The sequence below is a fragment of the Burkholderiaceae bacterium genome (assembly GCA_024235995.1).
GTDB lineage: Bacteria > Pseudomonadota > Gammaproteobacteria > Burkholderiales > Burkholderiaceae_C > Ottowia.
The window spans coordinates 657,593-683,067 of record JACKLI010000001.1 but is presented as its reverse complement, the minus strand read 5'-3'; the positions used below and the strand labels follow the sequence as shown (position 1 = coordinate 683,067).

General features: G+C 66.6%; 25 protein-coding genes and 2 pseudogenes. 14 read left to right on the top strand and 13 right to left on the bottom strand.

Going from position 1 to position 25,475, the window contains the following annotated elements:
* Window positions 1-25 precede the first annotated feature (25 nt).
* From H6927_03475 to H6927_03455, 5 genes are all read left to right on the top strand, one after another.
* On the top strand, window positions 26-1,075 hold the full coding sequence (locus H6927_03475; GenBank protein ID MCP5217148.1) for an SPFH domain-containing protein: 1,050 nt from the start codon (window positions 26-28) through the stop codon (window positions 1,073-1,075).
* A gap of 66 nt (window positions 1,076-1,141) precedes the next feature.
* Window positions 1,142-2,620 (top strand): DUF4178 domain-containing protein, encoded by a 1,479-nt coding sequence (locus H6927_03470; GenBank protein ID MCP5217147.1) that lies wholly within the window; start codon window positions 1,142-1,144, stop codon window positions 2,618-2,620.
* A 32-nt stretch (window positions 2,621-2,652) separates the two neighbouring features.
* Window positions 2,653-2,871 (top strand): DUF350 domain-containing protein, encoded by a 219-nt coding sequence (locus tag H6927_03465; GenBank protein MCP5217146.1) that lies wholly within the window; start codon window positions 2,653-2,655, stop codon window positions 2,869-2,871.
* 52 nt (window positions 2,872-2,923) lie between these two features.
* Window positions 2,924-4,561 (top strand): polyamine aminopropyltransferase, encoded by a 1,638-nt coding sequence (locus H6927_03460; GenBank protein ID MCP5217145.1) that lies wholly within the window; start codon window positions 2,924-2,926, stop codon window positions 4,559-4,561.
* Window positions 4,558-6,189, top strand: a complete 1,632-nt coding sequence (locus tag H6927_03455) for an FAD-dependent oxidoreductase (protein ID MCP5217144.1) — start codon at window positions 4,558-4,560, stop codon at window positions 6,187-6,189. The genes H6927_03460 and H6927_03455 overlap by 4 nt, the downstream gene beginning before the upstream one ends.
* A 354-nt stretch (window positions 6,190-6,543) precedes the next feature.
* On the opposite strand, the gene H6927_03450 is transcribed toward H6927_03455, so the two are convergent.
* Entirely contained in the window at window positions 6,544-7,164 is a 621-nt protein-coding gene (locus H6927_03450; protein ID MCP5217143.1) for a glutathione S-transferase N-terminal domain-containing protein, read from the bottom strand.
* A 104-nt stretch (window positions 7,165-7,268) separates the two neighbouring features.
* On the opposite strand from H6927_03450, the gene purB reads away from it, so the two are divergent.
* From purB to H6927_03435, 3 genes are all read left to right on the top strand, one after another.
* Window positions 7,269-8,645, top strand: a complete 1,377-nt coding sequence (purB, locus tag H6927_03445; GenBank protein ID MCP5217142.1) for an adenylosuccinate lyase — start codon at window positions 7,269-7,271, stop codon at window positions 8,643-8,645.
* The gene (locus tag H6927_03440) at window positions 8,645-9,205 is read left to right on the top strand and encodes a YaeQ family protein (GenBank protein MCP5217141.1); all 561 of its coding nucleotides are present in this window, start codon (window positions 8,645-8,647) and stop codon (window positions 9,203-9,205) included. Before purB ends, H6927_03440 begins: the two co-directional genes overlap by 1 nt.
* A gap of 260 nt (window positions 9,206-9,465) precedes the next feature.
* The gene (locus H6927_03435; GenBank protein MCP5217140.1) at window positions 9,466-10,050 is read left to right on the top strand and encodes an IPTL-CTERM sorting domain-containing protein; all 585 of its coding nucleotides are present in this window, start codon (window positions 9,466-9,468) and stop codon (window positions 10,048-10,050) included.
* 70 nt (window positions 10,051-10,120) lie between these two features.
* Here the strand turns inward: H6927_03435 and H6927_03430 are convergent, their stop codons facing one another.
* From H6927_03430 to H6927_03390, 9 genes are all read right to left on the bottom strand, one after another.
* Window positions 10,121-10,450, bottom strand: coding sequence for a DUF2007 domain-containing protein (locus tag H6927_03430; protein ID MCP5217139.1), 330 nt, complete (start codon window positions 10,448-10,450; stop codon window positions 10,121-10,123).
* 89 nt (window positions 10,451-10,539) lie between these two features.
* Window positions 10,540-10,707, bottom strand: coding sequence for a hypothetical protein (locus tag H6927_03425; protein MCP5217138.1), 168 nt, complete (start codon window positions 10,705-10,707; stop codon window positions 10,540-10,542).
* 46 nt (window positions 10,708-10,753) lie between these two features.
* Complete coding sequence (locus H6927_03420) at window positions 10,754-11,935, bottom strand: MFS transporter (protein ID MCP5217137.1); 1,182 nt, start codon at window positions 11,933-11,935, stop codon at window positions 10,754-10,756.
* 153 nt (window positions 11,936-12,088) lie between these two features.
* Window positions 12,089-12,559 (bottom strand): peptidylprolyl isomerase, encoded by a 471-nt coding sequence (locus H6927_03415; GenBank protein MCP5217136.1) that lies wholly within the window; start codon window positions 12,557-12,559, stop codon window positions 12,089-12,091.
* 26 nt (window positions 12,560-12,585) lie between these two features.
* A complete protein-coding gene (locus tag H6927_03410; protein ID MCP5217135.1) occupies window positions 12,586-13,551 on the bottom strand; it encodes a tripartite tricarboxylate transporter substrate binding protein in 966 nt (321 codons plus the stop codon).
* Window positions 13,544-15,073 (bottom strand): acyl--CoA ligase, encoded by a 1,530-nt coding sequence (locus H6927_03405; protein ID MCP5217134.1) that lies wholly within the window; start codon window positions 15,071-15,073, stop codon window positions 13,544-13,546. The genes H6927_03410 and H6927_03405 overlap by 8 nt, the downstream gene beginning before the upstream one ends.
* Before the next feature lie 63 nt (window positions 15,074-15,136).
* Window positions 15,137-16,234: a hypothetical protein gene (locus tag H6927_03400; GenBank protein ID MCP5217133.1), complete on the bottom strand. Its 1,098-nt coding sequence runs from the start codon at window positions 16,232-16,234 to the stop codon at window positions 15,137-15,139.
* Between the two features lie 364 nt (window positions 16,235-16,598).
* Window positions 16,599-17,438, bottom strand: a complete 840-nt coding sequence (locus tag H6927_03395; protein ID MCP5217132.1) for an ATP-binding protein — start codon at window positions 17,436-17,438, stop codon at window positions 16,599-16,601.
* The gene (locus tag H6927_03390; protein ID MCP5217131.1) at window positions 17,407-18,933 is read right to left on the bottom strand and encodes an IS21 family transposase; all 1,527 of its coding nucleotides are present in this window, start codon (window positions 18,931-18,933) and stop codon (window positions 17,407-17,409) included. The genes H6927_03395 and H6927_03390 overlap by 32 nt, the downstream gene beginning before the upstream one ends.
* A gap of 301 nt (window positions 18,934-19,234) precedes the next feature.
* Here H6927_03390 and H6927_03385 point away from each other — a divergent pair, with 301 nt between their 5' ends.
* On the top strand, window positions 19,235-19,972 hold the full coding sequence (locus tag H6927_03385) for an IS6 family transposase (protein ID MCP5217130.1): 738 nt from the start codon (window positions 19,235-19,237) through the stop codon (window positions 19,970-19,972).
* Window positions 19,973-20,025: 53 nt separating this feature from the next.
* On the opposite strand, the pseudogene H6927_03380 reads toward H6927_03385, so the two are convergent.
* Window positions 20,026-20,289, bottom strand: a pseudogene (locus tag H6927_03380) (IS6 family transposase).
* 136 nt (window positions 20,290-20,425) lie between these two features.
* Here H6927_03380 and H6927_03375 point away from each other — a divergent pair.
* The 5 genes from H6927_03375 to H6927_03355 all read left to right on the top strand — a co-directional run bounded on the left by H6927_03375 (window position 20,426) and on the right by H6927_03355 (window position 24,436).
* Window positions 20,426-21,679, top strand: coding sequence for an aromatic ring-hydroxylating dioxygenase subunit alpha (locus H6927_03375; GenBank protein ID MCP5217129.1), 1,254 nt, complete (start codon window positions 20,426-20,428; stop codon window positions 21,677-21,679).
* A complete protein-coding gene (locus H6927_03370; protein ID MCP5217128.1) occupies window positions 21,672-22,145 on the top strand; it encodes a nuclear transport factor 2 family protein in 474 nt (157 codons plus the stop codon). The genes H6927_03375 and H6927_03370 overlap by 8 nt, the downstream gene beginning before the upstream one ends.
* A gap of 11 nt (window positions 22,146-22,156) precedes the next feature.
* On the top strand, window positions 22,157-22,486 hold the full coding sequence (locus H6927_03365; protein MCP5217127.1) for a Rieske 2Fe-2S domain-containing protein: 330 nt from the start codon (window positions 22,157-22,159) through the stop codon (window positions 22,484-22,486).
* A 111-nt stretch (window positions 22,487-22,597) separates the two neighbouring features.
* The gene (locus H6927_03360; GenBank protein MCP5217126.1) at window positions 22,598-23,608 is read left to right on the top strand and encodes a 2Fe-2S iron-sulfur cluster binding domain-containing protein; all 1,011 of its coding nucleotides are present in this window, start codon (window positions 22,598-22,600) and stop codon (window positions 23,606-23,608) included.
* A 30-nt stretch (window positions 23,609-23,638) separates the two neighbouring features.
* A complete protein-coding gene (locus H6927_03355) occupies window positions 23,639-24,436 on the top strand; it encodes an IclR family transcriptional regulator (protein ID MCP5217125.1) in 798 nt (265 codons plus the stop codon).
* Between the two features lie 145 nt (window positions 24,437-24,581).
* On the opposite strand, the pseudogene H6927_03350 reads toward H6927_03355, so the two are convergent.
* Window positions 24,582-24,806 (bottom strand): annotated as a pseudogene (locus H6927_03350) (C4-dicarboxylate ABC transporter).
* Window positions 24,807-24,920: 114 nt separating this feature from the next.
* A complete protein-coding gene (locus H6927_03345; GenBank protein MCP5217124.1) occupies window positions 24,921-25,430 on the bottom strand; it encodes a hypothetical protein in 510 nt (169 codons plus the stop codon).
* Between the last annotated feature and the right edge of the window lie 45 nt (window positions 25,431-25,475).

Genomic DNA, 25,475 nt, shown 5'->3' with positions numbered 1-25,475 from the left:
TTCATCCAATAGGAGAGGCACGGCCATGGCGCTGATGGATTTCATCAAGAAACAGTTCATCGACATCCTGGAATGGACGGAAGAAGGCGACGGCACGCTGGCCTGGCGCTATCCGATGCAGGACATGGAGATCCAGACCGGCGCGCAGCTGGTGGTGCGCGAGTCGCAGATGGCGCTGTTCGTCAACGAGGGCCAGGTGGCCGACGTGTTCGGCCCCGGCACGCACAAGCTGACCACGCAGACGCTGCCGGTGCTGACCTACCTGAAGAACTGGGACAAGCTGTTCCAGTCGCCGTTCAAGAGCGACGTGTACTTCTTCAGCACGCGCCAGCAGGTGGACCAGAAGTGGGGCACGCCGCAGCCCATCACCGTGCGCGACAAGGAGTTCGGCGCCGTGCGCCTGCGCGCCTTCGGCAACTACGCCTACCGCGTGGCCGACCCCAAGGTCTTCTACACCGAAATCTCGGGCACGCGCGACGTCTACACCGTGGCCGACCTGGACGGCCAGCTGCGCGGGCTGATCATGCAGAACATCGCCACCGGCATCGCGCAAAGCAACATCCCCTTCCTGGACCTGGCGGCCAACCAGCAGGCCTTTGCGCAGGCCCTGGCCAGCGCGCTGGCGCCCGCCATGCAGGCCTATGGCCTGAAGCTGGAGGCCACCACGGTGCAAAGCATCTCGCTGCCCGACGAGCTGCAGAAGGTGCTGGACCAGAAGATCGGCATGGGCATGGTCGGCGGCGACATGGGCCGGTTCATGCAGTACCAGACCGCGCAGGCCATTCCCGAGATGGCCAAGGGCGTGGGCGCGGGCGGCGACGCCGGCGGGCTGGCCGGCGCCGGCCTGGGCATGGGCGCCGGCGTGGCCATGGGGCAGGTGCTGGCGCAGAGCATGCAGTCGGCGCTGCAGGGCGGCGCGAGCGCAGCAGCGGCCGGCACGGCGGCGCCCGCGGGCGTGCGGCCCGAGGACGTGATGGCCACGCTGGAGAAGCTGGGCGAGCTGAAGGCCAAGGGCATCCTGACCGACGACGAGTTCAACGCCAAGAAGGCCGAGCTGCTCAAGAAGCTGGTCTGAAAGCTGCAAAAACAATAGCTGCTGGCGCTTTGTGGATGCGGGCCGGTGGCATAAAACATTCATAAGATGGCCACCGACGCCCCGCAGCGCCGCTACCGCGCGCCCTGCCCCGGCTGCGGCGCGCCGGTGGAGTTCCTGAGCGCGCAGTCCACGCACGCCGTCTGCGGCTATTGCCACAGCACGGTGGTGCGCAGCGGCGAGGTGCTGCAGCGCATCGGCAAGATGGCCGAGGTCTTCGACGACCACAGCCCGCTGCAACTGGGCGCGGCCGGCCGCATCGACGGCCAGGGCTTCACGCTGATCGGCCGGCTGCAATACCAGGGCGGCGAGGGCCGCTGGGCCGAGTGGAACGCCCTGCTGCAAGACGGCAGCACTGCCACGCTGGGCGAGGACAACGGCGCCTACGTCTTCACGCGCGAGGCCGCCGTGCCCGATGCGCTGCCCCCGGCGGATGCCTGGCAGGTCGGCCGCAGCGCCACCCTGGCCGGCAAGGCCTTCAGCGTGGCTGCCGCCGGGCCGGCGCAACTGGTGGCGGCCCAGGGCGAGCTGCCCCGGCTGGCGCCCCTGGGCCAGCCCTTTGCCATGGTCGAGCTGCGCAGCGAGGACGGCGAGGTGCTGTCCATCGACTACGCGCTGCAGCCCCCGCGCGTGGAGCGCGGCCGCAGCGTGCGGCTGGAGGACCTGCAGCTCACCGGCCTGGCCGACGATGCCGTCAAGCAGGAGGGCGCGCGCCAGTTTGCCTGCCCCAATTGCGGCGCGCCGGTGCTGGTCAAGCTGGACAGCACCAAGAGCATCACCTGCCCCACCTGCGCCAGCCTGATCACGCTGGACGGCGGCGTGGGCGGCGAGCTGCGCCACGCGCTGCAGGACGAGCCGGTGCAGCCGCTGATCGCGCTGGGCCGCACCGGCCAGTTGGAGGGCTCGTCCTGGCAGGTGGTGGGCTTTCAGCACCGCCTGGGGCAGGAGCCGGGCGACGACGAGTTCTTCGGCTGGACCGAATACCTGCTCTACAACCGCCAGCGCGGCTTTGCCTTCCTGGTGGACGCCGAGGACGGCTGGAGCCTGGTGCGCACCGCCACCGGCGCACCCAGGCTGGGCGCCGGCGGGCGCAGCGCCAGCTACCTGGGCAAGACCTATCAGCTGCAATCGAGCTACAGCGCCCAAACCAGCTACGTGCTGGGCGAGTTCTACTGGCCCGTGCAGCGCGGGCAGAAAACCATCAACCGCGACTACGCCAACGCGGGCGGCCTGCTGTCGATGGAGCAAACGCCGGGCGAAATCACCTGGTCCTACGGCAGCCGGCTCAGCGCCGCCACCGTGGCCGCCGCCTTTGGCCTGCCCGGCCAGAAAGAGCCCTTCGAGCGCAACACCGTCGGCCCCTTCGTCGCCTCCAAGGGCGTGGGCTGCATGACGATCATCGTCATCATCATCATTTTCGTCGTCATCGCTTCCATCCTCGACAGCTGCGCAGGCTCATCGGGCGGCTACGGCCGCAGCTCGGGCGGCTCCTACGGCGGCTACTCCAGCGGCGGCAGCCACAAATAGACAGACTTTTTCCTACCCAAGGAGGTGCTTCCATGGAAACCGAATGGCTCAAACCCGCCGCCCTGGTCGGCTCGCTCGTCTACGCCCTCATCGGCGTGGTGATCTTCTGGCTGTGCTTCATCATCATCGACAAGATCACGCCCTACAACCTGTGGCTGGAGATCGTCGAAAAGCACAACCGCGCCCTGGCCCTGGTCGTGGCCGCCATGTGCCTGGGCATCAGCATCATCGTGGCGGCGGCGATTCATTGATTCGCCGACCTGGATTCCCGCGCCCCAATCACGGGCGCTGCCGTCTTCCCTCATGAGCGCCTTGCCGTTCACGCCCGACGCGCCCGCGCGCGGCACCCCCCGCCCCATCGCCGTCGCGCTGCTGGCCAGCGTGTTCGTGGTGGCCGCCTGCGGGCTGCTGTACGAGCTGGCGGCGGGCGCGCTGGCCTCGTACCTGCTGGGCGACTCGGTGCTGCAGTTTTCCACCGTCATCGGCACCTACCTGTTCGCCATGGGCGTGGGCTCGTGGCTGTCGCGCCATTTCGAGCGCGAGCTGCCGGCGCACTTCCTGCGCATCGAGCTGCTGATCGCCCTGCTGGGCGGCGCGCTGCCGGCGGTGCTGTTCATGGCCAACGCCACGGTGCCGGGGGCGTTTCGGCCGCTGCTGTACGGCATGGTGCTGGCGGTGGGTGCGCTGGTGGGGCTGGAGATTCCGCTGGTCATGCGCATCCTGCGGCGCGACGTGCAGCTCAAGGACCTGGTCAGCCAGGTGCTCACCTTCGACTACCTGGGCGCGCTGGCGGTGTCGCTGGCCTTTCCGCTGCTGCTGGTGCCCCGGCTGGGCCTGATCCGCACGGGTTTTCTGTTCGGCCTGATGAACGCGGCCGTCGCCGTCTGGGCGCTGTGGCTGTTTCGCCATGAGCTGCCGCGCCGGCGCGAGTTCGGTGCCGCCTGCGCGCTGGTGGGGGCGCTGCTGTGCGCGGGCATGGCGGGGGCCGGGCAGATCACCACGCTGGCCGAGGAGCGCCTGTACCAGGACCCCATTGCCTTCGCCCACAGCTCGCCCTACCAGCGCATCGTGGTCACGCACGGGCGCGGCGGCTACCGCCTGTTCCTCAACGGCAACCTGCAGTTCGCCCAGCGCGACGAATACCGCTACCACGAGGCGCTGGTGCACCCCGCCATGGCGGCCCAGGGCGCGCCGCGCCGGGTGGCGGTGCTGGGCGGCGGCGACGGCATGGCGGTGCGCGAAATCCTGAAGTACCCCACGGTCGAGTCGGTCACGCTGGTGGAGCTGGACCCGGCCATGACCGGGCTGTTTCGCGACACGCCGCAGCTGGCACAGCTCAACCAGCATTCGCTGAGCGACCCCCGGGTGCACATCGTCAACACCGATGCCTTCCAGTGGCTGCAGGAGGGTGACCCCGCCGCCCGGCCGCCCGAAGGCGGGGTGCGGCCCCCTGGGGGGGCAGCGGACCTCGCGCAAGCGGGGGAGCGTGGGGGCCAAGATTTCTTCGATGTGATCGTGGTGGACTTCCCCGACCCCACCAACTTCGCCATCGGCAAGCTCTACACCAACAGCTTCTACGGCCTGCTCGAGCGGCGCCTGGCCGCCAGCGGCTACGCCGTCGTCCAGACCACCTCGCCGCTGATCGCCAGGCGCAGCTTCTGGACCGTGGTGCAGACCATCGAATCGGTGGGCCTGACGGCCACGCCCTACCACGCCCACGTGCCCAGCTTTGGCGAATGGGGCTTCGTCATCGCCAGCCGCCGGCCCTGGCGCTGGCCCACGGCGCTGCCGGCGGGCCTGCGCTTTCTCGATGTGCCCTCGCTGCCGCTGCTGTTCGACTTCGCGCCCGACATGGCGCGCGTGCCGGCCGCCGTCAACCGCCTGTCCAACCAGGTGCTGGTGCATACCTACGAGCAGGAATGGGGCCAGGTCCATCCATGACGGCCCTGCGCCGCCGCTCGGTGCTGGCCGCCGGGGCTGGCGCGGCGCTGGCGGCGGCCTGCGCGCGGCCGGCGCCGGATGCCATCGACGGCGGCTTCACCGGCATCGGCGATGCGCGCGGCCACCTGCTGCGCCAGCCCTGGCCCACGCGCGCGCCCGACGTGCAGCGGCGCGTGCACACCCTCATCGTCGGCGGCGGCATTGCCGGCTTGGCCGCCGCGCGCGCGCTGCGCCGGGCCGGGCACGAGGACTTCGCCCTGCTGGAGTTGGAAGACCGCGCCGGCGGCAACAGCCGCGGCACCCAGGTGATGGGCATCGCCTGCCCGCAGGGCGCGCACTACCTGCCGCTGCCGGGCGACGACGCGCCCGCCGTGCAGGACCTGCTGGAGGAGCTGGGCCTGCGCCAGCGCGTGGCCGGGCGCTGGCAGTACGACGAGCAGGCCCTGTGCCACAGCCCGCAGGAGCGCCTGTTCTTTGGCGGCCAGTGGCAGGCCGGGCTGCTGCCCGTGCAGGGCGTGGGCGAGGGCACGCTGGCGCAGTACCGCCGCTTTGCCCAGCTGGTGCGTGCCGCGCAGCAGGCCGCGCACTACGCCATTCCAGTGCAAAAATCGTCTTTCGCCGGCATCCAGCTTGCGCAAGACGCTATCACATTCGAAGCATGGCTGACGCAGAGCGGGCTGGACGACGCGCCCCTGCGCTGGTACCTGGACTACTGCTGCCGTGACGACTACGGCGCGGGCCTGGCCAGCGTGTCGGCCTGGGCCGGCCTGCACTACTTTGCCAGCCGGCACGGCTTTCAGGCGCCGGGCCAGGACGCGCCCGGCGACGACGACGAGGCCGTGCTGACCTGGCCGCAGGGCAACGGCTGGCTGGCCGAGCGCCTGGCCGCGCCGCTGGGCGAGCGCCTGCAGGCCGCGCGCGTGGTGGGCCGCATCGCGCCCGACCGCCACGGCGTGACGGTGGATGCGCTGCACGCGCCCAGCGGCCGGCTGGAGCGCTGGCAGGCGCGGCAGGCGGTGGTGGCGCTGCCGGCGTGGCTGGCCGCGCGCGTGGCGGACCCGGCGCCCGCTGCCCTGCGCGCCCGCGCCCAGGGGCTGCGCACCGCCCCCTGGCTGGTGGCCAACCTGCGCCTGCGCGCGCCGCTGCAGGACCGCCCCGGCGCCGCGCCCAGCTGGGACAACGTGCTGTACGGCGCGGCCGGCCTGGGCTACGTGGACGCCCGGCACCAAAGCCTGTCGCCCGTGCCCGGCCCCACCGTGCTGACCTACTACCGCGCGCTGGGCGACGTGCCGGACGGCCGTGCGCAGCTGCTGCAGCGCCCCTGGACCGACTGGCGCGACGCCATCCTGGCCGAGCTGGGCGCCGCCCACCCCGATTTGATCGACAAGACGCTGCGCATGGACCTGGTGCGCTACGGCCACGCCATGGCGGTGCCGGTGCCGGGCACGCTGGCGCAGGTGGCACAGGTGCGTGCAGCCGCCAGCGCCGGGCGCGCCCGCACCGTGGCGGTGCCGCTGATCTTCGACGACGCACCGCGGCTGGCTTTTGCCCACGCCGACTGGTCGGGCTATTCGATCTTCGAGGAGGCCTTCACTCTGGGCGATGCCGCCGGGGCGGCGCTGGCGTGAAATCCTGCCGCAGCGCGCGGCCCCGCTTCACATTTTTTTACCCAGGCCAAGGCCCACCGTCGGAACTTTGCAGTATCTTGGCGGCTCGCACGGCTGCAACGCGTGAATGACTCCTCCGATTGCCTTGACGCTGCCGAGCCCTTTGGGCTTCACGCCGACTGAAAACCTGAAGCGCTTTTCCTCCTCCCTCCCTCCTCCTCCTTCGCTTCAGGCCGCCTCGGCAGCATTTTTATTCTGGCCGCGCCGCATCCGCCTTCGGGCCGATGCGGCGCGTTTGTTTTGGGGGCGTGGATTGGCCCGGCGCGGGCCGTGCACCAGCCCGCCTCCATGGGCGGGCGGGCCAGGCGGCGGGGTTTATTCGGGGCGGGTGTCGACGAAGCTGGCGCGCAGCATCAGCCGGTCGTCCAGCAGGCGCGCCAGGTTGGCGTGGCGCGCGCGCCAGTCGAGTTCGGCAAAGCGGAAATCCAGGTAGCCCAGCGCGCAGCCGACGGCGATGTCGGCCAGCGTCATGTGCACGCCTGCCGCGCACCAGGGCTTGTCGGCCAGGCCGGCGCTCATCGCCGCCAGCGCGCTGTCCACCTTGCCCATCTGCCGATCGATCCAGGCCTGGCTGCGCTCGCCCTCGGCGCGGCCGGGCCAGGTCTTTTCCAGCCGCGCCAGGATGGCCGCGTCCAGCAGGCCGTCGGCCAGCGCCTCCCAGGTCTTGACCTCCACGCGCTCGCGTCCGGGCGGCGGGATCAGCTTGCCCACCGGCGAGAGCGTGTCCAGGTAGTCCACGATCACGCGCGAGTCGAACACCGCGTCCTGCCCGTCCATCACCAGGCAGGGCACCTTGCCCAGCGGGTTGGCGCTGGCGATGGCGGTGTCGTCGGCCCAGACGTTCTCCTGCACGAACTGGTAGTCCAGCTTCTTCTCGGCCAGCACCACGCGCACCTTGCGCACGTAGGGGCTGGTGATGGCACCGATCAATCGCATGGTCATGGAGCGTTGCTGTGGATGGCCGGGAAGCCCCGGGGCGCCGCCATTTTAGGGGCAGCGCGCGGGGCCGGGGGCGACAGGGCGCTTCTACAATCGGCGCCATGGATCTGACCGCGCTCACCGCTCTCTCGCCGCTCGATGGGCGCTACGCCGCCAAGCTGGACGCCCTGCGCCCGCACATGGGCGAGCTGGGCTACATGCGCTATCGCGTGCAGGTCGAGCTGACCTGGTTCGTTGCCCTGTCCGACGCGGGCTTCGAGCAGTTCAAGCCGCTGTCGCCTGCCGCGCGCGCTTACCTGCTGGGCCTGCTGCGCGATTTTTCCGCAGCCGACGGTGCCGCCATCAAGGCCATCGAGCGCACCACCAACCACGACGTCAAGGCCGTCGAGTACTGGATCAAGGGCAAGTTCGAAGGCCAGCCCGAGCTGCAGGCCGCGGCCGAGTTCGTGCACTTCGCCTGCACCAGCGAGGACATCAACAACACCAGCCACGCGCTGCAGCTCAAGGCCGGGCGCGCCGTGCTGCTGCAGGGGCTGGATGCGGTGATCGAGCGCCTGCGCGCGCTGGCCCACCAGCACGCCGGCGTGCCCATGCTCAGCCGCACGCACGGGCAGACCGCCAGCCCCACCACGGTGGGCAAGGAGCTGGCCAACGTCGTGGTGCGCCTGCAGGCCGCGCGCGAGCGCATCGCGCAGGTGCGGCTGCTGGCCAAGATGAACGGCGCCGTGGGCAACTACAACGCGCATCTGGCGGCCTGGCCGGCGTTCGACTGGGAGGCCTTCAGCCGCCGCGTGGTCGAGGCCGACGAGCCCGCCGGGCTGGGCCTGGCGTTCCAGCCCTACAGCACCCAGATCGAGTCGCACGACTACATGGCCGAGCTGTTCGACGCCATCGCGCGCGCCGACACCGTGTGCATCGACCTGGCGCGCGACGTGTGGGGCTACATCAGCCTGGGCTACTTCAAGCAAAAGACCAAGGCGGGCGAGATCGGCAGCTCCACCATGCCGCACAAGGTCAACCCGATCGACTTCGAGAACGCCGAGGGCAACCTGGGCCTGGCCAACGCGCTGCTGCGCCACCTGGCCGACAAGCTGCCCATCAGCCGCTGGCAGCGCGACCTGACCGACTCCACCGTGCTGCGCAACATGGGCGTGGCGCTGGGCCATGCGGTGCTGGCCTACCAGTCGCTGCTGACGGGGCTGAACAAGCTGGAGCTGAACGCGGAGCGCCTGGCCTTTGACCTAGACGGCGCCTGGGAGGTGCTGGCCGAGCCCATCCAGACCGTGATGCGCCGCTTCGGCGTGCCCGGCGCGTACGAGAAGCTGAAGGAAGTCACGCGCGGCCAGCAGGTCACGCGCGAGGCGCTGCACGGGCTGATCCGCGCGCTCGACATCCCGCAGGCCGAGAAGGACCGCCTGCTGGCGCTCACGCCCGCCACCTACGTGGGGCAGGCGGCCGAGCTGGCGCGGCGCGTCTGATGGCCCTCAAGGCGACCATCTTCAAGGCCGACGTTCAGCTGGCCGACATCGACCACGGCCACTACACCGACCTGCAGCTGACGCTGGCGCGCCACCCCAGCGAGACCGATGAGCGCATGATGGTGCGGCTGGCCGCGCTGGCGCTGAACGCCCACCAGGTGCAGGCCCTGTGCGGCGGTGACGCGCGCATCGGCTTTGGCGCGGGCCTGTCAAGCCCCGACGAACCCGACGTGCAGCTGCAGGACTTCACCGGCCGCACGCGCCTGTGGATCGAGGTCGGCCAGCCCGAGGACAAGCCGCTGGCCAAGGCCTGCAGCAAGGCCGACCAGGTCATCGTCTACGCCCACGGCCCGGCCGCCGAGGTGTGGTGGCGCGGCATCGAGGGCAAGCTGGCGCGGCTGGACAAGCTGCAGGTGTGGCGCATCGCCGCCGCCGACGCCCAGGCGCTGGCGCAGCTGGCCGAGCGCAGCATGCAGCTGCAGGCCACGCTGCACGAAGGCGTGCTGACCCTGTCCAGCGCGCGCGGCAGCGTCGGCGTGGAGCCGCTGCGCTGGAAGTGACGGTGGGTGGGCAACAGCCTACGGGCGCCGTTCATTGTTCCACCGACAGGAAGATGATCGAATGCAGTAAAAATGCATCAACCATTGGGTGCAACGGTCTGGCTTTTGTCATTGAGATAATGATATAGGTCAAAAAAACTCTTTGTCTCCATCCGGCTTGCAATGACAAAATGCAACGGCTAAAAGCGGCGCGAGGCATGCAGCGCCTATGTCGCTTGCGGGCACGCTCTGATTTTTGACAAGGAGAGAGGATGATGGGGATGCATTCGTTGATTCGTTCAGCCCGGCACCTCGTGCTGCTCGGCTTGGGCAGCGTCGCCCTCAGCGCGTCGGCGGCCTTTCTGGATTCACCGGTGCCGGCCAGCGCCTACATCACCAAGGGGGGCCTGGACTGGGCTTGGGCTTCTCCGGTGTCGGCTGCTAGTAGTAGCTTCGATCTGAGCTATCAGTCGACCCAAGGCTGGCGTTTGCCTACGGCGGGTGAACTGGCCAACGCGCCGCTGGCCACCGACTTCATGAAGGCGGGCGCCAACGTGCCGCAGGGCGGCACCGATCCTGTCAGTGGTGCAACTTTTAACGGCGCGAACTCGACAGGACCCGCCGCCTGTGCGGCGCCATATTTTTCCACCAGCTACCACCATTGCGATTGGGGTGATGGCCTGGGACAGGGTGGGGATCATTGGGCGGCGCCCGGAGAAGATTCCAATTATGAGCAGTTGGTCGTCCGCGGGGCTGCTGCGCCGGCAGCGATTGCACCGGTGCCGACATTGGGAGAGGGTGCCTTGGTTCTGCTCAGCCTGACTCTGGTTGGCGTCGGCTGGCTGGGCCGGTCGCGCAAGCGCTGATCGATTCAAGCATGGGCGCCGATGACGCGGCGCCCCAGTCGACCGAGTCGGGGGCTGGTGCGGCGATGACTCACCGCGTGGCGGGTTCGGCTTCGTCGCGCGGCATCCACGCCCCGCAGTTCCAGCACTGCTCGAAGCCGCCTTCCACCCACTCGCCGCAGCGCGCGCAGTGCCAGCGCCGCTGCGGCAGGTGGGCCAGGTCATCCAGCAGCTGGCGCGCGGCGGCCTCGTGCTCGGCGTGGCGCAGCCAGATCTCGGGGCGGCACTGGTCGGGCGGCAGCTCGCCGGCGATGCTGCTGAGGTAGCGCCGCTCCACCGTCGCCGCGTAGCCGGCCTCGCACAGCAGGTCGGCCCAGACCTGGGCGATGGCGAGGTTGGGGGCTTGCGTCAGGCGGAACATGGGCGGGCCGGGCTTTTCATGTCCAATCGGGCTGTGGCCGGTGTCCGCCAAGCGTCATCAGCTATCAAACAAATAGCTATCGACGCCGGCTACTTGCCGGTGCGGCTGACGCCCGCGTCCACCGTGCCGTACACCGTCACGCCCGGTCGCGCGGCGGCGTCGGGGTTGCGCGGCAGCTCGGTGCAGCCGGCCAGCAGGGCGAGCGCGGTGGCCAGCAGGGCGCTGGCCACGGGAAGGGTCAACAGGGTCTTGCTCATGCGGCCAGTATGCCCCCGATGCGGCCGGGGCGGGCCGTTGTCGGTGTCAACTCGTCACGGCGCGCGGCAGCCACCCGAACGCCGCCGCCCCCGCCAGCAGCAGCGCCGACATGGACAGCAGCGCGGCGCTGAAGGGCTCCAGCCCCAGCGCGGGGGCCCAGCCGGCCACCAGGCCGCTGACGGACTGCATCAGCGCCACGCCCAGAAACATCGCCATGGTCAGCAGCGACAGCGCGCGCCCGCGCACCGCCGGCGCGTAGCTTTCGTGCACGTAGCCGTGCTGCAGCACGGTGAAGCCCGACAACAGGCCGTACAGCACCGGCAGCGCCACGTCCACCCAGGCGACTTGCACCAGGCCCAGCGTGGCCACCAGCAGGGCCGCCACCAGCGCCATGGTGAGCAGCCAGCGCTGGCGCCCGCGGCCGCTGGGCGCGATGCGGCCGAACAGCGCCGGGCTGCCGATGCTGGCCAGCGTCATGCCCAGTGCGACGTTGCCGCTGGCCAGCAGCGAAAAGCCGGCGCGCTCGACCAGCAGCGGCCCCAGCCACAGGCCGCGGATGGTGATGAAGCTGGCGTACGCCACCATGCCGTAGGCCACCATGCCCAGGGTGTGCGGCAGCTTGAACAGGCCCAGCAGGCCGCGCAGCGCGTCCAGCGGCGAGGCGCGCACGGGCGCCGCGCCGGGGGCGGGCGCGGGCTCGTGCACGCGCCAGGCGATCAGCAGCCAGGCCGCCAGCGCGGCGCCCGCCAGCACGGCAAAGCCCCAGCGCCACGAGCTGCGCTCGATCAGCCAGGCCAGCGGTGTGGCCGTGAGCAGCATGCCCAGGTAGCCGATGCTCATCACCGTGCCCGACACGGCGGTGAAGCGCTCGGGCGCGAAGTGCCGGCTGGTGAACACGGTGCAGACCAGAAAGGCGGGCGAGCAGCCGGTGCCGATCAGCAGCTGCCCGGCCATCAGCACCTCGTAGCTGCGCGCGCCCGCCGACAGCGCCGCGCCGGCCACGGTGAGGGGAAAGGCCAGCAGGATGGTGCGGCGCACGCCCCACACGTCCAGCGAGATGCCCATGGCCACCTGCATCACGCCGAAGGCCAGGTGGTAGGCCGCCGACCAGTTGCCCAGCTCGCTGGCGCTCAGGCCCAGCTCGCGCATCAGCGGCGGGCCCATGATGGCCGCCAGCGAGCGGAACGCCTGGCTCAGCACGAAGGCGCAGGCCAGCGCCAGCAGCATGGCCCAGGCCTGGCGCGGCGCAAGGGCGTGCGTGCTGGCGTGCGGGTGGGCGGGCATGCCGGTGGGGCGGGGCGCGGGGCTGGCGTTACGAATCAAATCGGGTTCTGGCCCGCATTGAACAAGCGCAAGCAGCTATCAAAACAAAAGCATCGGTCAATGGTGATGCCCGTGCGCCCCGTGCACGTGGCGGTGCGCGATCTCCTCGGCGGTGGCCGCGCGCACGGCCTTGACCGTGGCGGCAAAGCGAATGGCGTGCCCTGCCAGCGGGTGGTTGCCGTCCAGGTGCACGACGGGCCCCTTGATCTTGACCACGTTGTAGACCACCGGGCCGTCGGGCCCCGCGCCCTGCAGCTGGCCGCCCACCTTCACGCCGGGCGGGAACTCGCTCCTGGCCAGGGTGCGCACCAGCGCCTCGTCGCGCGCGCCGAAGGCGTCCTGGGCGGCCAGCTCCAGCTCGACGCGGTGGCCCACGTCCTGGCCGGCCAACGCCGCCTCGACCTTGGGGAACAGGTTGTCGTAGCCGCCGTGCAGGTAGCTGGTGGTGCCCGCGTCCAGCGGCTTGCCGGTGGTGGCGTCGGTGATCTTGTAGGCCAGGGTGACGGCGCTGTCTTGGGTGATGGGCATGGTGCGTGCGAGGTGGGGTGGCGGGCTCAACGGCCTTCGGCGTCCAGCAGCGGCTTGAGGCGCTGGAAGTGGGCCCGATTCTGCCGCAGCCTAGCCTTCAGCACCTCGGGGCTGCCGCCGACGGGGCTCATGTCGAACGTCGCCAGCGTGCGCCGGACGTCCTCGCGCTGCAGGACGGCATTCAGGTCCGCGTTCCAGCGGGCGACGGCGTCGTCCGAGGCCGTGGCCGGCGCATAAAGCCCCATGTAGGAGTTCAGGTCGATGTCGGGCCAGGTGGCGTCGATGAGCGGCAGCTGCGCGTACTGGGCGCCCGTGCTGGCGTGGCCGCTGATCGCCAGCGCCTGCAGGCGCCCGTTGGCCAGGTGGCCACTGGCGTCGCTGCTCGGTAACACGCCGATGTCGATGTGGCCGCCCAGCAGGGTCGTCACCAACTTGGCGATGCCGTTGAACGAAACCGCGGTCAGGCCGGGGCCCAGCTGCTCGCGCAGCTGCAGGCAGGCCAGGAACATCTGCCCGATCCCGGCGCCGCAGCTCGCGGTGTGGCCGGCCTTCATGTAGGCGATCAGATCGGCGGGGCGGGCCACCGGCAGGTCGGCCCGCGCCACCAGCATGAGGTCCATGTCCGCGGCCTGGATGACGGGCTTGAGGTCGGTGAACGGATCGAAGTGGAATTTGCCCTGCACGGCGCCCAGCGCCAGCACCGTGGACGTGATCAGCAGGCTCCGCTCGGGCGGCTGGGCGCCGATGACCTGCTCGGTCGCGATGGCCGAGTCCGCGCCCGGGCGGTTGTCCACCAGCACCGGTTCGTTTCGCATCACCGACAGCTGGCGCGCCAGCAGCCGGGCCAGCTTGTCCTGCGGGCCGCCGGGCGGCGAGGGCACGACGATGCGCAGCGGCGGCTGCGCCATGGCGCCGGGCAGCAGCGCCGCCAGGCCGGCGCCCAGCAGCACCCGGCGCCTGGGACGGCGCGAGTGGCGCAGGGCCTCAGGCATGCTGGGTCCCGAGCATCGCCGCCACCAGGCGCTCCAGCTCCTCGGTCATCACCTTGCCGCCGGCGTTGCGCGGCAGCGCCGCCGCGAAGGCGACGGCCGCGGGCACGCAGTGCGCACCCAGCTCGGCGGCGCAGGCCTGGCGGATCTGCTGCGTCAGCTGCTGCTTGTCGACCTGCACGCGCGGCACCACGACGGCCGTCAGCACGGGCCGGGCCGTGTCGTCGCGGCGGGCGGTGACGACGGCGCTTTCCAGGACGGCCGGCAGGCCGTTGAGCACCCGCTCGATCAGCAGCGGGTTGATCTTGCTGCCCCCCATGTTGATCAGGCTGCTGGCGCGGCCGGACAGGCGCACGCGGCCGGCGGCATCCACCGAGCCGATGTCACCCGGATGGAACCAGCCGCCGCGAAAGCTCTGCGCCGTGGCCTGCGGATCGCGGTAGTAGCCGCGCGCCATCGAGGGCGAGCGCACCCGCAGGACGCCCTCCTGGCCGGCCGGCAGCACCTGCCCGTTCTCGTCCAGGGCCTCCATGGCCACCCAGGGCAGCAGGATGCTGCCGATGCTGGGATCCGCCAGGATGGTCTGGGCATCGACGAAGCCGGTTTGCGAGGCCTCGGTCGAGCCCAGCTGGACTTCGACATTGGGGCCCAGCTGCGCCAGCATCCACTGCAGCTGGGCCAGCGGCAGCTCGCTGCCGGTGACGGTGATCGGCGCCGTGGTGGGCTCGCGCAGCAGGGCCTGCGCCGGGTTGCGCCGGGCATGCTCGATCAGCAGCGGGATCATCCCGGTGCTGGTCAGGATGCGGGTCGGCCGGTCGTGCTCGATGACCTCGAAGAAGCTGCCGCGGCCCTGGCGCGAGCCGAACACCAGCGTGCGGCCGGTGCCCAGGAGGCGGGCGATGGTGGTCTTGGCGATCGAGGTTTCCAGGCTCAGGGACAGGAAGACGCGCTCCGACAGCGGCAGCCACAGCTTCTGGTCCAGCCCCAGGCGCACGAAGAACTCGGCGTGCGTCAGGGCGACGCTCTTCTTGAGCCCCGTGGTGCCCGACGTGGTGTCGATCAGGCAGATGTCGTCGCTGGCGTCGTACGGCGCGTCCGCAAGGTCCGGCGCCGAGGCTGGCGCGGCGTCGGCCTCGGCGGCCACGTCGCCCAGCAGCAGGCCGGTGAAGGCCGGCAAGCTGGGGTCGGGCACGGACCAGCCCGGCACGGCGGCGTGGATCACGAACGCCGCCTCGTGGCGCGTCATCACGGCGCTTTTCTCGTGCCCCGACCAGGTGCTGCGCATGAACGACACCCCCGCGCCCAGGCGCCACAAGGCCAGCAGCACGACGATGGCGGCGGTGCTGTATTCCAGGTCCAGCGCCACGTGCTGGCGGCGCTGCACCCCCGCCTCGCGCAGGCGCCCCATCGTCGCCGCCATGCGCTGCAGCAGCTGGCCGTAGGTGGTCTCGTCGCCGTTCTCGATGATCGCGACCGCATCGGGGCGCAAGGCGCACTGGCGGACGATGGGGTCGGTGATGTTCATCGGGTGGCTCGCTTCCGGTCGGTGTCAACGGGCTGGCAACATGTCACCAACTGTAGCGCTTGCTCAGGGCATCACCAAGCCCTGCATGCGCACCACCTCGAAGTCGGCGCCCTTCGCGCTGCCCAGCTCGCGGAGCAGCGCGTCGTTGTTCCAGCGCTCATCCGGCGCGCCGCTGATGTACCAGCTGGAGCCGTTGTCGGCCACCAGCATGCCGTAGGTCTTGAGGGCCTGCAGGATGGCGCGCGACTCGGTGCTGAAGTTCGCCGGAATCACGAAGCCCGCCTTCAGCCGCACCCGCATGCCCATGGGCGGCAGGCTGGCGCTGGTGTCGCTTGAGGCCCAGTGCGTGGCCGGTGGCACATAGGCTCGGCGCGTGCGGCTCACGGTAAAGCGCAGGGCGTGGCGGATCACCCCCGTTGTCGCCTCGTCGTAGCGCGCCAGGCCGGCAAAGATCGGCAGCCCGGCCGCGTCGGCGCTGGTCCAGCCCGGCTGGCCGCCCGGGCGCACCTGGTTGCTGTCCAGGTGAAACACCGCGCCGCCACTGGCCAGCCAGCTGCCATCGGCCTGCGGATAGGCGTTGCCCAGCTCGTACAGCCGATTAGCGTCGCGGTCGATCACCAGCACGTGGCGGTCGCCACCGAAAGCGCCGCCGTCGGCGCGCTGCCCCTCGATGGGCGCATCGCGCGGCACCGGGTAGGGGCCCGGGTCGCTCTCGTCGCCGTAGTCGGTGAAGGTGACCTTGACCCTGGGCTGGCCGGCGCCCACCACCACGTAGGGAATGCCGATGGGCGCGCCGTCCCACAGCCCCGAGCCGAAGTCCGGATGCAGCCCGCGCGTGAGCCCGATGCTGGCGATCAGCGCGTCCGAGTTGGGGTCGACCGGCGCCGCCGAGACATCCGTGTTCCAGGCGTTGTCGGCCGGAAACGGCAGCGCCCCATTCAGGCTGGCGCCCTGGCCCAGCGATGCGGCCTGCAGATTGCCGTAGCTTGCGCCGCCTGTCGGGGGTGTCGTCGGCGGTGCCGTGGGCGGCACGGGTGGTGTCGGCGTGCTGGGCACGTCCGCGCCGCCGCCACCACCACAAGCCGACAGGCCGATCAGGCCCGCGACGGCCAGCACGACACCCCAGCGACACCCGCCACGCAACGGCTCGATTGCACGCATACCCACGCCTCCATCGTTAGCCCGCGCCCGTCACGGGTGCCGCGATCTTGACGGCTCGCGGCCGCATCGTGGCGGCCTTTACCAAGGCTTACGTCATCAGGATCCGAAAAGGATCGGCCCCGATCGCCCCTTCGGGCTGGTTTAAAGTGAGGCCGCATGCGCCACGCCATCGCCACCGAGACCATTCAAGGCAACGACTGCGCCTGTGTGCCGCTGCAACGGGGTGCGTGCCATGCGGCGTAGGCGGCGCACCATCCTGCGCGGCGTGCTGCTGGCCCTGGGCGACGCCGACTGTTGATTCATCAGCACAACTGAGCCAGTGATCACGTTGAATATTGAGCCACTGGGTTGATGGATTCTTTGACTATTCGGTTGTGGATAAGTCTATCGGGTCTGCTGTTTTTCGATCTCCTTTCTGGCTCTTTGGGCGTTGCTTTGGGGGAGCCGCGCCAGCGGCACTGGAGTGCTTGAATCGCCAGCTCTCGTTGCCCGTCTCGACGATGTGGCAATGGTGCGTGAGCCGGTCAAGCAAGGCCGTGGTCATCTTGGCGTCTCCAAAGACGCTGCTCCACTCCGAGAAGGTGAGGTTGGTGGTGATCACCACGCTCGTTCGCTCATAGAGTTTGGAGAGCAGGTGGAACAGCATCGCGCCGCCCGACTGCGTGAATGGCAGGTAGCCCAGTTCATCCAGGATCACCAGATCGACGTACATCAGGCGGTGCGCCATTTGCCCGGCCTTGTTCTGCGCCTTCTCCAGCTCCAGGGCGTTGACCAGCTCCACCGTTGAGAAGAAGCGCACCCGCTTGCCATGCATGCGAATGGCCTCGATCCCCAGGCTCGTGGCCAGGTGGGTTTTACCCGTGCCGGGGCCACCAACCAGCACCACGTTGTGCGCCGACTCCACGAAGCGAAGGGTGTGCAACTGGCGCACCAGTGCTTCGTCGAGCTGCGCGTGGGCGAAGTCAAAGCCGGCGAGGTCACGGTGCGAAGGGAAGCGCGCCACGCGCATCTGGTAAGCCATGGAACGCACCTCACGCTGAGCGGTCTCGGCCTTGATGAGCTGGTGCAGCACGGCCTCATGATCCAGCGACTTCATGCGGGCGGTGCCCAGTACCTCCGGCCAGGCACTGGCCATGCCGTGCAGGCCCAGCGCTTTGAGGGCATCAATGACGTCATGCATGGTCGGACTCCGGTGATGCCTCATGAGGCTGGACGTTGCGCAGTGCGTCGTAGCGCTGCAGGTTGGCCAGTGGCGGCGTGTTGAGCTTGAGCATCGTGGCCACCGGTGGCTCGGGCACGCGCTGCTCCTTCAGACGCGAGAGCACGTTGAGCACGTGCTCGGCACTCACCCGCCCGGACTGCAGCGCCAGCTCTACCGCCACCACCACGGCCTCCAGTCCATGCAGGCTCACCCCCATGAGCACCTGCGCCATCACCCTGTCGCCACCGCTGTGGCGCAGCAACTGGCGCTGCATTTCCTGCAGTGGCTCGGGCATGGTCTTGAAGGGCGCGCCGTTGCGCAGCGCGCCGGGCTTTCGCTCGATGAGCGCGATGTAATGCATCCAGTCGTAGAGCGTCTGATCACGTTCGAAGCTGCGCGCCAGGCGCACCTGTCGCCCATCGGGCCCGACCACCAGCAGGCCATCCGCGTAGGCCCGCAGACTGACCACCGCATGAATCCATTCACACGGCACGCTGTAGCGGTTGCGCTGGAAGTGGATCAGTGCGGTCGCAGAGACCCGTACCGGCTGCTCCACGTAGCCATCAAACGCACGGGGGTTGGGCATGAGACGAGCACGTTCGTCCTGCCAGACATCGGCCACCGTGAGCTGAGTCCATTCCGGGTGACTCATCTCAGCCCAGGCCTTCACGCAGGCCTGCTGCAACCAGTCGTTGAGTTCACCAAGCGTCCCCCAGCGCCGCTCGCTGGCCTCACGCCAGATGTCCTTGCGCCGATCCTGAACGTTCTTCTCCACGACCCCCTTCTCCCAGCCGGCGGCCCGGTTGCAGAACTCCGGCTCGAACAGGTAGTGCCCGGTCATCGCCTCGAAGCGTGCATTGACGCTGCGCTGTTTGCCATGGCCGACCTTGTCCACAGCGGTCTTCATGTTGTCGTAGATGCCCCGCCGGGGCACGCCACCGAAGAGGGCGAACGCCCGTGCGTGCGCATCGAACAGCATCTCGTGCGCTTGGCTGTAGTACGCCACCAGGCAGAAGGCGCGACTGGCCGCCAGCTTGGTGTGTGCCACTTCCAGGCGGCGGCGCAGCCCGCCGATGAACAGGTACTCGCAGCTCCAGTCGAACTGGAACGCCTCGCCCAACTCGAAGCTCAGCGGCACGAACCCCGCACCACGCGCAGCGTTGCCTTGCTCTTGCTGCCAGCGCTGGGCAAAGGCGTAGACCGGCCCTCGGCTGCCGCTGTAGCCCTGCGCGCGCAGCGCCTCAAACATGGCCTTGATCCCGCGTCGATCGCGTTTGCTGCGATGGCTATCGGCCTTGAGCCATTGGCTCAACTGCTCCTTGTACGGATCCAGGATGCTGGGGCCCGACACCCGCTGCGGGTATCGGGGTTCGGCCATCTGCCCGTCTTTGAGCCACTTGGTGGCTGTGTTGCGCGAGATGCCCAGGCGCCGGCTGGCCTCGCGCACCGACACGTCCTGCCTCAGCACGAGGCGGCGTAACTTGCTCAATGTGCTCACGTTGATCACTCCTGCTCCCCCGTGCTGAAAAATTCAGCAGGATAGAGCGGCAACGTGGCTCAAATTTCAACGTGAATGCGTCCCGAAATGGCCCAGCTTTGGAAATGAATCAACATGTGGTGGTGAACAGGCAATACCGAAGAAAGCATGCGACCTCCACGGTGCGCGCTGGCTCTTTGATCTTGGCTCCGGCTGAGGGCGGCCTGGAGACAAGTCGGCGCGCGTAGCGGCGCAAGATGAGATCGGGGATGTCTGCCAGGGGCATTGTCACGGTAACGATTGAAGCTGGTAAAGTCGATCGATGCAGACATCCAAGCCCCTTTACCACCGCCATCGTTTTCCAGACGCCGTCATCAGTCGCGCGGTGCGCTGGTATTTCCGATTTCAGTTGAGCTTGAGGGATATCGAAGAGCTGCTCTTCGAGCGCGGCGTGGTCGTCAGCTACGAAACGATCCGGCGGTGGTGTGACAAGTTCGGCGCGCACTTTACCCATCGGGTAAAGCAGGCCAGGCCTGCTCCCGGCGCAACGTGGCATCTCGACGAGGTCTTCGTCAATGTCGGCGGTGAGCCTTATCTGCTGTGGCGCGCCATCGACCAGCATGGTGCTGAGCTCGATATCCTGCTGCAGAAACGCCGCGACAAGGCGGCAGCCAAGCGCTTCTTCCAGCGTCTGCTGGCCCAATATCCAAATGGCCCGCGTAAGATCGTCACCGACCAGCTACGCAGCTATCCGGCGGCGAAAGTCGAGATTCCCGAACTGGCTGACGTCAAGCATGTGTTCGTCAAAGCTGCAGCCCGGGTCAACAACCGGGCCGAGAATAGTCATCAGCCAACACGCGAACGCGAACGGCGCATGAAAGGCTTTCGCTCGCCAGGACGAACGCAAACATTCCTGTCCAGCTTCGGACCGATCCGACAGCATTTCGCCATCAAGCGCCACCAACTCGGCGCTGTGCGCTATCGTAATCAACTCGCCAGACGCTTCGCTATCTGGCATCTCGTCACTGGCGTTACCCAAAATCCGTCTACCGCAGTCTGAGCACCATTTCACCAGCTCTCACTTCGCCAATACGGCGTTAAGTTGACAAGGCCCTTCACATATGTCTCGTCGACGCGCCAAGCGGAGCCGGCTGCAGTGGCATACCGGTTCCAGCGTTTCTCGAACTCGGGAACGAAGCGCTGCACCCAACGCAGGATGGTTGTATGCGCGACAGTCAAACCGCGCTCGGCCATCATTTCCACCAGATCGCGCGATGAAAGCTTGAAGCGCAAGTACCAGCGCACACACAGAATGATGATCTCCCGCTCAAAGTGTCTGCCCTTGAACAGCTCTTCGATGGTCTTGCGCTTGGCCATGTCAGTCAAATCGACCGATTCTAACCGATGCCGCTATTTGCACCACAACCGTCGTGTGGTGGTTGACAGCTTGAGGTACACATGCCATCATTTATTATAAATAAATGATGTTTATTATACCTAAACGGAGAACGCAATGGATCATGTGGAGAACGCAATGGATCATGTCAGTCCCTGGGCTACTGCCCCTAAGCTTCCGTCTACGCACTATGTAGATAACCGAATCTATACGGATCCGGTGATTTTCGAGGAAGAGCGAGAGAAAATCCTGGCTGCAACGTGGCGGCTTGTCTGTCACGAATCGGAACTGCCAGAACCCGGCGACTACCGGGCGAAGGAAATCGCCGGGGTACCGGTTGTCATCCTGCGCAGCGAGGACCGGTCGATTATGGCGTTCTTTAACGTTTGCCCACACCGGGGCGCGCGCCTAGTGCGCGACGAGCGTGGAAATGCGAAGAAGGGCCTGCAGTGCCTTTATCATCTATGGACGTTTGCGCTCGACGGTAAGTGCACAAGCATCACCCGAAGCAAGGGATATGACGGCTGCAGTCTGAAAAAAGACGACGTTGGACTGCGCTCTGTCCGAACGGAAATCTTCTGCGGCATGGTGTTCGTTTGCCTGAAGGACGACGTGCCACCACTCGAGCAATTCTTGGGTGGTATGGCGGACCATATGAAGACCCACCTTGGCCAGGAAGAGCTTGAGGTATTCCATTACCATCGCGCGATCATCAATACGAACTGGAAGCTCTTCGTAGACAACAACTCCGAGCTCTATCATGAATTCCTGCATGTGCTGAACCGGCGCACCGCCGTCGCACACAAGAGCTATCACGAACGCAATTGGTTGCTTTACCAGAATTCCCACAACATCATTCAGCAGGGTGTAATTCACTACGACAGTTACGGGCTGGGGGAGCGGAGCGAGGGCGCATTGCCGGGAATGCAGCCGAACGGCATGGTCGTCATGCTGCTGTTTCCTGACGTGATGCTCAATATTCGCGCGACCGTGATGCGTATAGACACAATGACGCCACTCGCACCCGGCAAGACCCTCGTCGAATGGCGCGGCGTAGGGCTCAAGTCCGATACACCGGACGTCCGCGCAATGCGGATCCAGCACCACAATGAGGTATGGGGACCGGCCGGTCGCAATCTCCCAGAGGATATCGCCGCCGTCGAAACGCAGTGGGAGACCATGGTCCAGGGTGGATCGCGATACAGCCTCTTTGCCAGGGAAGAAGGGCTGAAACCGCAGGACGATGCCAACCTCCGCGCCTTCTATCAGGAATGGGGTCGGTGCCTTGGACGCGCGCCGAATGATCCGTTCAGGCACGGTAATGTGGATACCGATGTTTCTCATTCAATAAAGGAGATCACCAATGTCTGACGTCGCAAGCCAACTCTTCGAGCGTGAAGCGATACGCGAGCTGATTGCGCGCGTGGGGCGGCTGCTTGACACTAAGGATTTTGCTGCCGTCATCGCTTCCTTTGCAGAACCGGGGAGCTATGTGTTGCGCGCATACAGTCCCGAGATTGGCAAGGAAATGATTTGGATGTCGGTTAAACGCGCCGAGCTTCTACGCCTGTTGAAGGAGTCGGCGGAACATGTGCATGACCTGGCCGACCGGACGCATCAGATCACTGTGGATCAAATCAGCCTCGAAAAAGGCGAGGCATTGGCGCGGTCGACCTTTTCAGTGTTCCGTACTGACATGAAGGGACAGAGCGACCTGTTCGCCGTGGGCCACTATGAGGATCGGCTCGTGAAAAACGGAGACACCTGGCTCATCGACAGCCGGACAGTACGGCTCCATACGCGCATGTTCACAGTGCCAACCCCCTTGCCGCTTTAACGAGATAACTGATGAATACGCAACCGATCAAGCTATGTGCCAGGACCGACATTCCGGAGGGTGAGATGATCGAAATGTCCGTCCCGGGCACTGACAACAGCCTGCTCTTGGTCTCTACCAAAGGAGCAATCCGTGCCTTCCAGAACAAGTGTCCACATATGGACATCCCGCTTTGCCAAGGCGCCTTTGATGGTGAAGTAATCACTTGTACAGAACATCTTTGGCAGTTCGACGCACAGACGGGCGCCGGGATTGAACCCGAGGACGCAAAACTGCAACAGTATCCTGTGAGCGTCATCGGCGACGAGGTGTTCGTCGAACTCCCGGAAGCGGCCGAGTAATTGCCTGGTCTTGCCGGATAGAACCAGCAAGACCAGGCAATAAAGGCGGATATCGCCCATTTCTTTCCGCACTAGTGGAATCCTCATCACCAACTGCCGGACTCTCGACTAATGACCATGCCTCATCGAATCCATTTTGACGCCGCCAACGGCTTCGACGCTGCAACGGACGAACCGCTCCTGATTTCAGGCCTGCGGGCAGGCTATGCGCTTCCGTATGAATGCGCGACAGGAACTTGTGGCTCATGCCGTACCCAGATCATTGAAGGTGCTGTCGTCGTCCGCTGGCCGGATGCGCCCGGGCTGCCCGAGACAAAGCGCCAAGAGGGCCATGTGCTCCTGTGCCAGGCATTACCACAGAGTGACTGTAGATTGCCGGACGCGTTATGTAAATCGCGGGACGCGAGTCTACCCCCGGTCCGCATCGTGAAGGGCCGGGCAAGCGCGGAAACTGAGACGAGCGATATCGCACGCGTGATGGTTCAACTCGACGAGCCGATTACTTTCCTCGCCGGCCAATACGCATTGTTTGAAGTGCCCGGCGTCACAGGATATCGCGCCTACTCGATGGCAAACACCGGCAATACGCTGACCTCCACTCTCGAGTTCTATATCCGCCGCGTCCCGGGTGGCGTGTCATCGCCAATTCTGCTCGGGGCGCGCGACATCCCCTTGCGCCTGGTGGTGCCGGTGGGTCACGCATTCATCGATGCGACCGCACAGCGCGATATACTCTGCGTCGCCGGCGGTACCGGCCTCGCGCCTATCCTGTCGATTGCGCGCGATGCGCTATCCCGCGGCCTGCTTCGCAAGCAGCGTCTGGATATTTTTATCGGAGTAAGGACGCCCGCCGACATTTTCGCGACCGCGTCCCTCCAAGAGCTCATTGAGGCGGCTGGAGGGGCGGTGCGAGTTACCTGGGCCATTTCGGAAGCGGGCGAGTTCGCGGATTGGAAAGGCGAACGCGGCTATGTACATGAGGTGGTCGCCCGCAGTGCGGGAGACCTTTCTGCGCGCCAGGTCTATATGGGGGGGCCGCCCGCCATGATTGATGCCATGGTACGTTTGCTGCTCAAGTCACGGGTTAAGCGATCCCAGATTCGCTTCGACAAATTCGCTTAATCCTCACGGATCAGATGATGGGACAAGCATATGGAACAGGACAGCAAGGGCCAGGCAAAGGGCGCCCTCATGAAGTCGCTTGACAATGCATTGACGCTTCTTGAGCAATTTACCCCCGAGGCGCCGGCATTCGGGATCACGGAGCTCGCGACAAGGCTCGGCCTCAACAAAGCGACCGTTTTCAATATGCTCAAGACACTTGAAGCACACAGCCTGGTCGAGCAGCTTTCCGACACCAAGAAATATACCCTTGGTCACGGCATCATCGTGCTTGCGGGCACCAAACTGGCCCAAAGCGAGCTGTCCCATGTGGCAAGACCTCATCTGGCCCGGCTTTCCCATGAGACAAACGAAACAACCCATTTGGCGATCCTCCATCGCAACGAACTGCTCTACCTCGAAAAGATCGAGAGCAGCCAGCCGGTGCGCGTGGCGGCGCGCATAGGAGGAAGGGCGCCGCTGCATTGCACGGCAAACGGAAAGGTCCTGCTCGCCTTTCAGCCTAATGAAGTGATCGAAGAAGCGCTGCGCGCGCCCCGAGCCCGATACACGGAAAATACGATCGTCGACCCGGCCGTGCTTCGCAGTCAGCTTGCCGAGATCCGACAAGCCGGCTACTGCATCGAACGGGAAGAATTCATTGCCGACATCCGGGGCATCGCGGCGCCGGTCTTCGACTTCAACGGCACGGTTATTGCGGCAATTGCCGTCGTCGGACCGTCCGCACGGATTACAGAAGGGCAGATCGAAGCGCTTGTGCCACTCACCTTGCGAACAGCAGAATCGATTTCCCGTAGCCTTGGCCATAAACCGTATAAAGACGCTTGAAAGCGGATCTCGGACAGGACCTGCGTCACCGGCAGAGTCAGACCACGCGATTGATGGCGGCGACTTGCATCAGTCCCGTTTCGCTGGAGATGCCGGGGATTGCGCCGGCAGCCGCGCGTGAGTGTCGTGACTACCGGCATTCTGTTTATTTCATTAAGGCTTTAGCTTCTTCGAGCAGTTTTTTCCCGTCATAGCCTTTAGCAGTCACGTCCTTCACCCATTCGGCCACGACACCTTCAGAAGCCGCTTGCCAGCGTTGAACTTCCGCAGCCGGCACTGTGTAGAAGATATTCTTGCGATCCGCGGCGATCTTGCGTCCGGGCAGCCCGGACTCGGCGAACACCCTTCCTACCCAAGCCGACGCCTCGGGGGTAAATTGCTCAAGAAGCGTCAATGCATTGTCAAGCGACTTCATGAGGGCGCCCTTTGCCTGGCCCTTGCTGTCCTGTTCCATATGCTTGTCCCATCATCTGATCCGTGAGGATTAAGCGAATTTGTCGAAGCGAATCTGGGATCGCTTAACCCGTGACTTGAGCAGCAAACGTACCATGGCATCAATCATGGCGGGCGGCCCCCCCATATAGACCTGGCGCGCAGAAAGGTCTCCCGCACTGCGGGCGACCACCTCATGTACATAGCCGCGTTCGCCTTTCCAATCCGCGAACTCGCCCGCTTCCGAAATGGCCCAGGTAACTCGCACCGCCCCTCCAGCCGCCTCAATGAGCTCTTGGAGGGACGCGGTCGCGAAAATGTCGGCGGGCGTCCTTACTCCGATAAAAATATCCAGACGCTGCTTGCGAAGCAGGCCGCGGGATAGCGCATCGCGCGCAATCGACAGGATAGGCGCGAGGCCGGTACCGCCGGCGACGCAGAGTATATCGCGCTGTGCGGTCGCATCGATGAATGCGTGACCCACCGGCACCACCAGGCGCAAGGGGATGTCGCGCGCCCCGAGCAGAATTGGCGATGACACGCCACCCGGGTGTTGATTCATCAGCACAACTGAGCCAGTGATCACGTTGAATATTGAGCCACTGGG

Bases quoted from the DNA above. Each gene is read 5' to 3' on its own strand.
- H6927_03475 (MCP5217148.1), top strand. From the start codon at position 26: ATGGCGCTGATGGATTTCATCAAGAAACAGTTCATCGACATCCTGGAA.
- H6927_03470 (MCP5217147.1), top strand. From the start codon at position 1,142: ATGGCCACCGACGCCCCGCAGCGCCGCTACCGCGCGCCCTGCCCCGGC.
- H6927_03465 (MCP5217146.1), top strand. From the start codon at position 2,653: ATGGAAACCGAATGGCTCAAACCCGCCGCCCTGGTCGGCTCGCTCGTC.
- H6927_03460 (MCP5217145.1), top strand. From the start codon at position 2,924: ATGAGCGCCTTGCCGTTCACGCCCGACGCGCCCGCGCGCGGCACCCCC.
- H6927_03455 (MCP5217144.1), top strand. From the start codon at position 4,558: ATGACGGCCCTGCGCCGCCGCTCGGTGCTGGCCGCCGGGGCTGGCGCG.
- H6927_03450 (MCP5217143.1), bottom strand. From the start codon at position 7,164: ATGCGATTGATCGGTGCCATCACCAGCCCCTACGTGCGCAAGGTGCGC.
- purB (MCP5217142.1), top strand. From the start codon at position 7,269: ATGGATCTGACCGCGCTCACCGCTCTCTCGCCGCTCGATGGGCGCTAC.
- H6927_03440 (MCP5217141.1), top strand. From the start codon at position 8,645: ATGGCCCTCAAGGCGACCATCTTCAAGGCCGACGTTCAGCTGGCCGAC.
- H6927_03435 (MCP5217140.1), top strand. From the start codon at position 9,466: ATGCATTCGTTGATTCGTTCAGCCCGGCACCTCGTGCTGCTCGGCTTG.
- H6927_03430 (MCP5217139.1), bottom strand. From the start codon at position 10,450: ATGTTCCGCCTGACGCAAGCCCCCAACCTCGCCATCGCCCAGGTCTGG.
- H6927_03425 (MCP5217138.1), bottom strand. From the start codon at position 10,707: ATGAGCAAGACCCTGTTGACCCTTCCCGTGGCCAGCGCCCTGCTGGCC.
- H6927_03420 (MCP5217137.1), bottom strand. From the start codon at position 11,935: ATGCTGCTGGCGCTGGCCTGCGCCTTCGTGCTGAGCCAGGCGTTCCGC.
- H6927_03415 (MCP5217136.1), bottom strand. From the start codon at position 12,559: ATGCCCATCACCCAAGACAGCGCCGTCACCCTGGCCTACAAGATCACC.
- H6927_03410 (MCP5217135.1), bottom strand. From the start codon at position 13,551: ATGCCTGAGGCCCTGCGCCACTCGCGCCGTCCCAGGCGCCGGGTGCTG.
- H6927_03405 (MCP5217134.1), bottom strand. From the start codon at position 15,073: ATGAACATCACCGACCCCATCGTCCGCCAGTGCGCCTTGCGCCCCGAT.
- H6927_03400 (MCP5217133.1), bottom strand. From the start codon at position 16,234: ATGCGTGCAATCGAGCCGTTGCGTGGCGGGTGTCGCTGGGGTGTCGTG.
- H6927_03395 (MCP5217132.1), bottom strand. From the start codon at position 17,438: ATGAGGCATCACCGGAGTCCGACCATGCATGACGTCATTGATGCCCTC.
- H6927_03385 (MCP5217130.1), top strand. From the start codon at position 19,235: ATGCAGACATCCAAGCCCCTTTACCACCGCCATCGTTTTCCAGACGCC.
- H6927_03375 (MCP5217129.1), top strand. From the start codon at position 20,426: ATGGATCATGTGGAGAACGCAATGGATCATGTCAGTCCCTGGGCTACT.
- H6927_03370 (MCP5217128.1), top strand. From the start codon at position 21,672: ATGTCTGACGTCGCAAGCCAACTCTTCGAGCGTGAAGCGATACGCGAG.
- H6927_03365 (MCP5217127.1), top strand. From the start codon at position 22,157: ATGAATACGCAACCGATCAAGCTATGTGCCAGGACCGACATTCCGGAG.
- H6927_03360 (MCP5217126.1), top strand. From the start codon at position 22,598: ATGACCATGCCTCATCGAATCCATTTTGACGCCGCCAACGGCTTCGAC.
- H6927_03355 (MCP5217125.1), top strand. From the start codon at position 23,639: ATGGAACAGGACAGCAAGGGCCAGGCAAAGGGCGCCCTCATGAAGTCG.
- H6927_03345 (MCP5217124.1), bottom strand. From the start codon at position 25,430: ATGAATCAACACCCGGGTGGCGTGTCATCGCCAATTCTGCTCGGGGCG.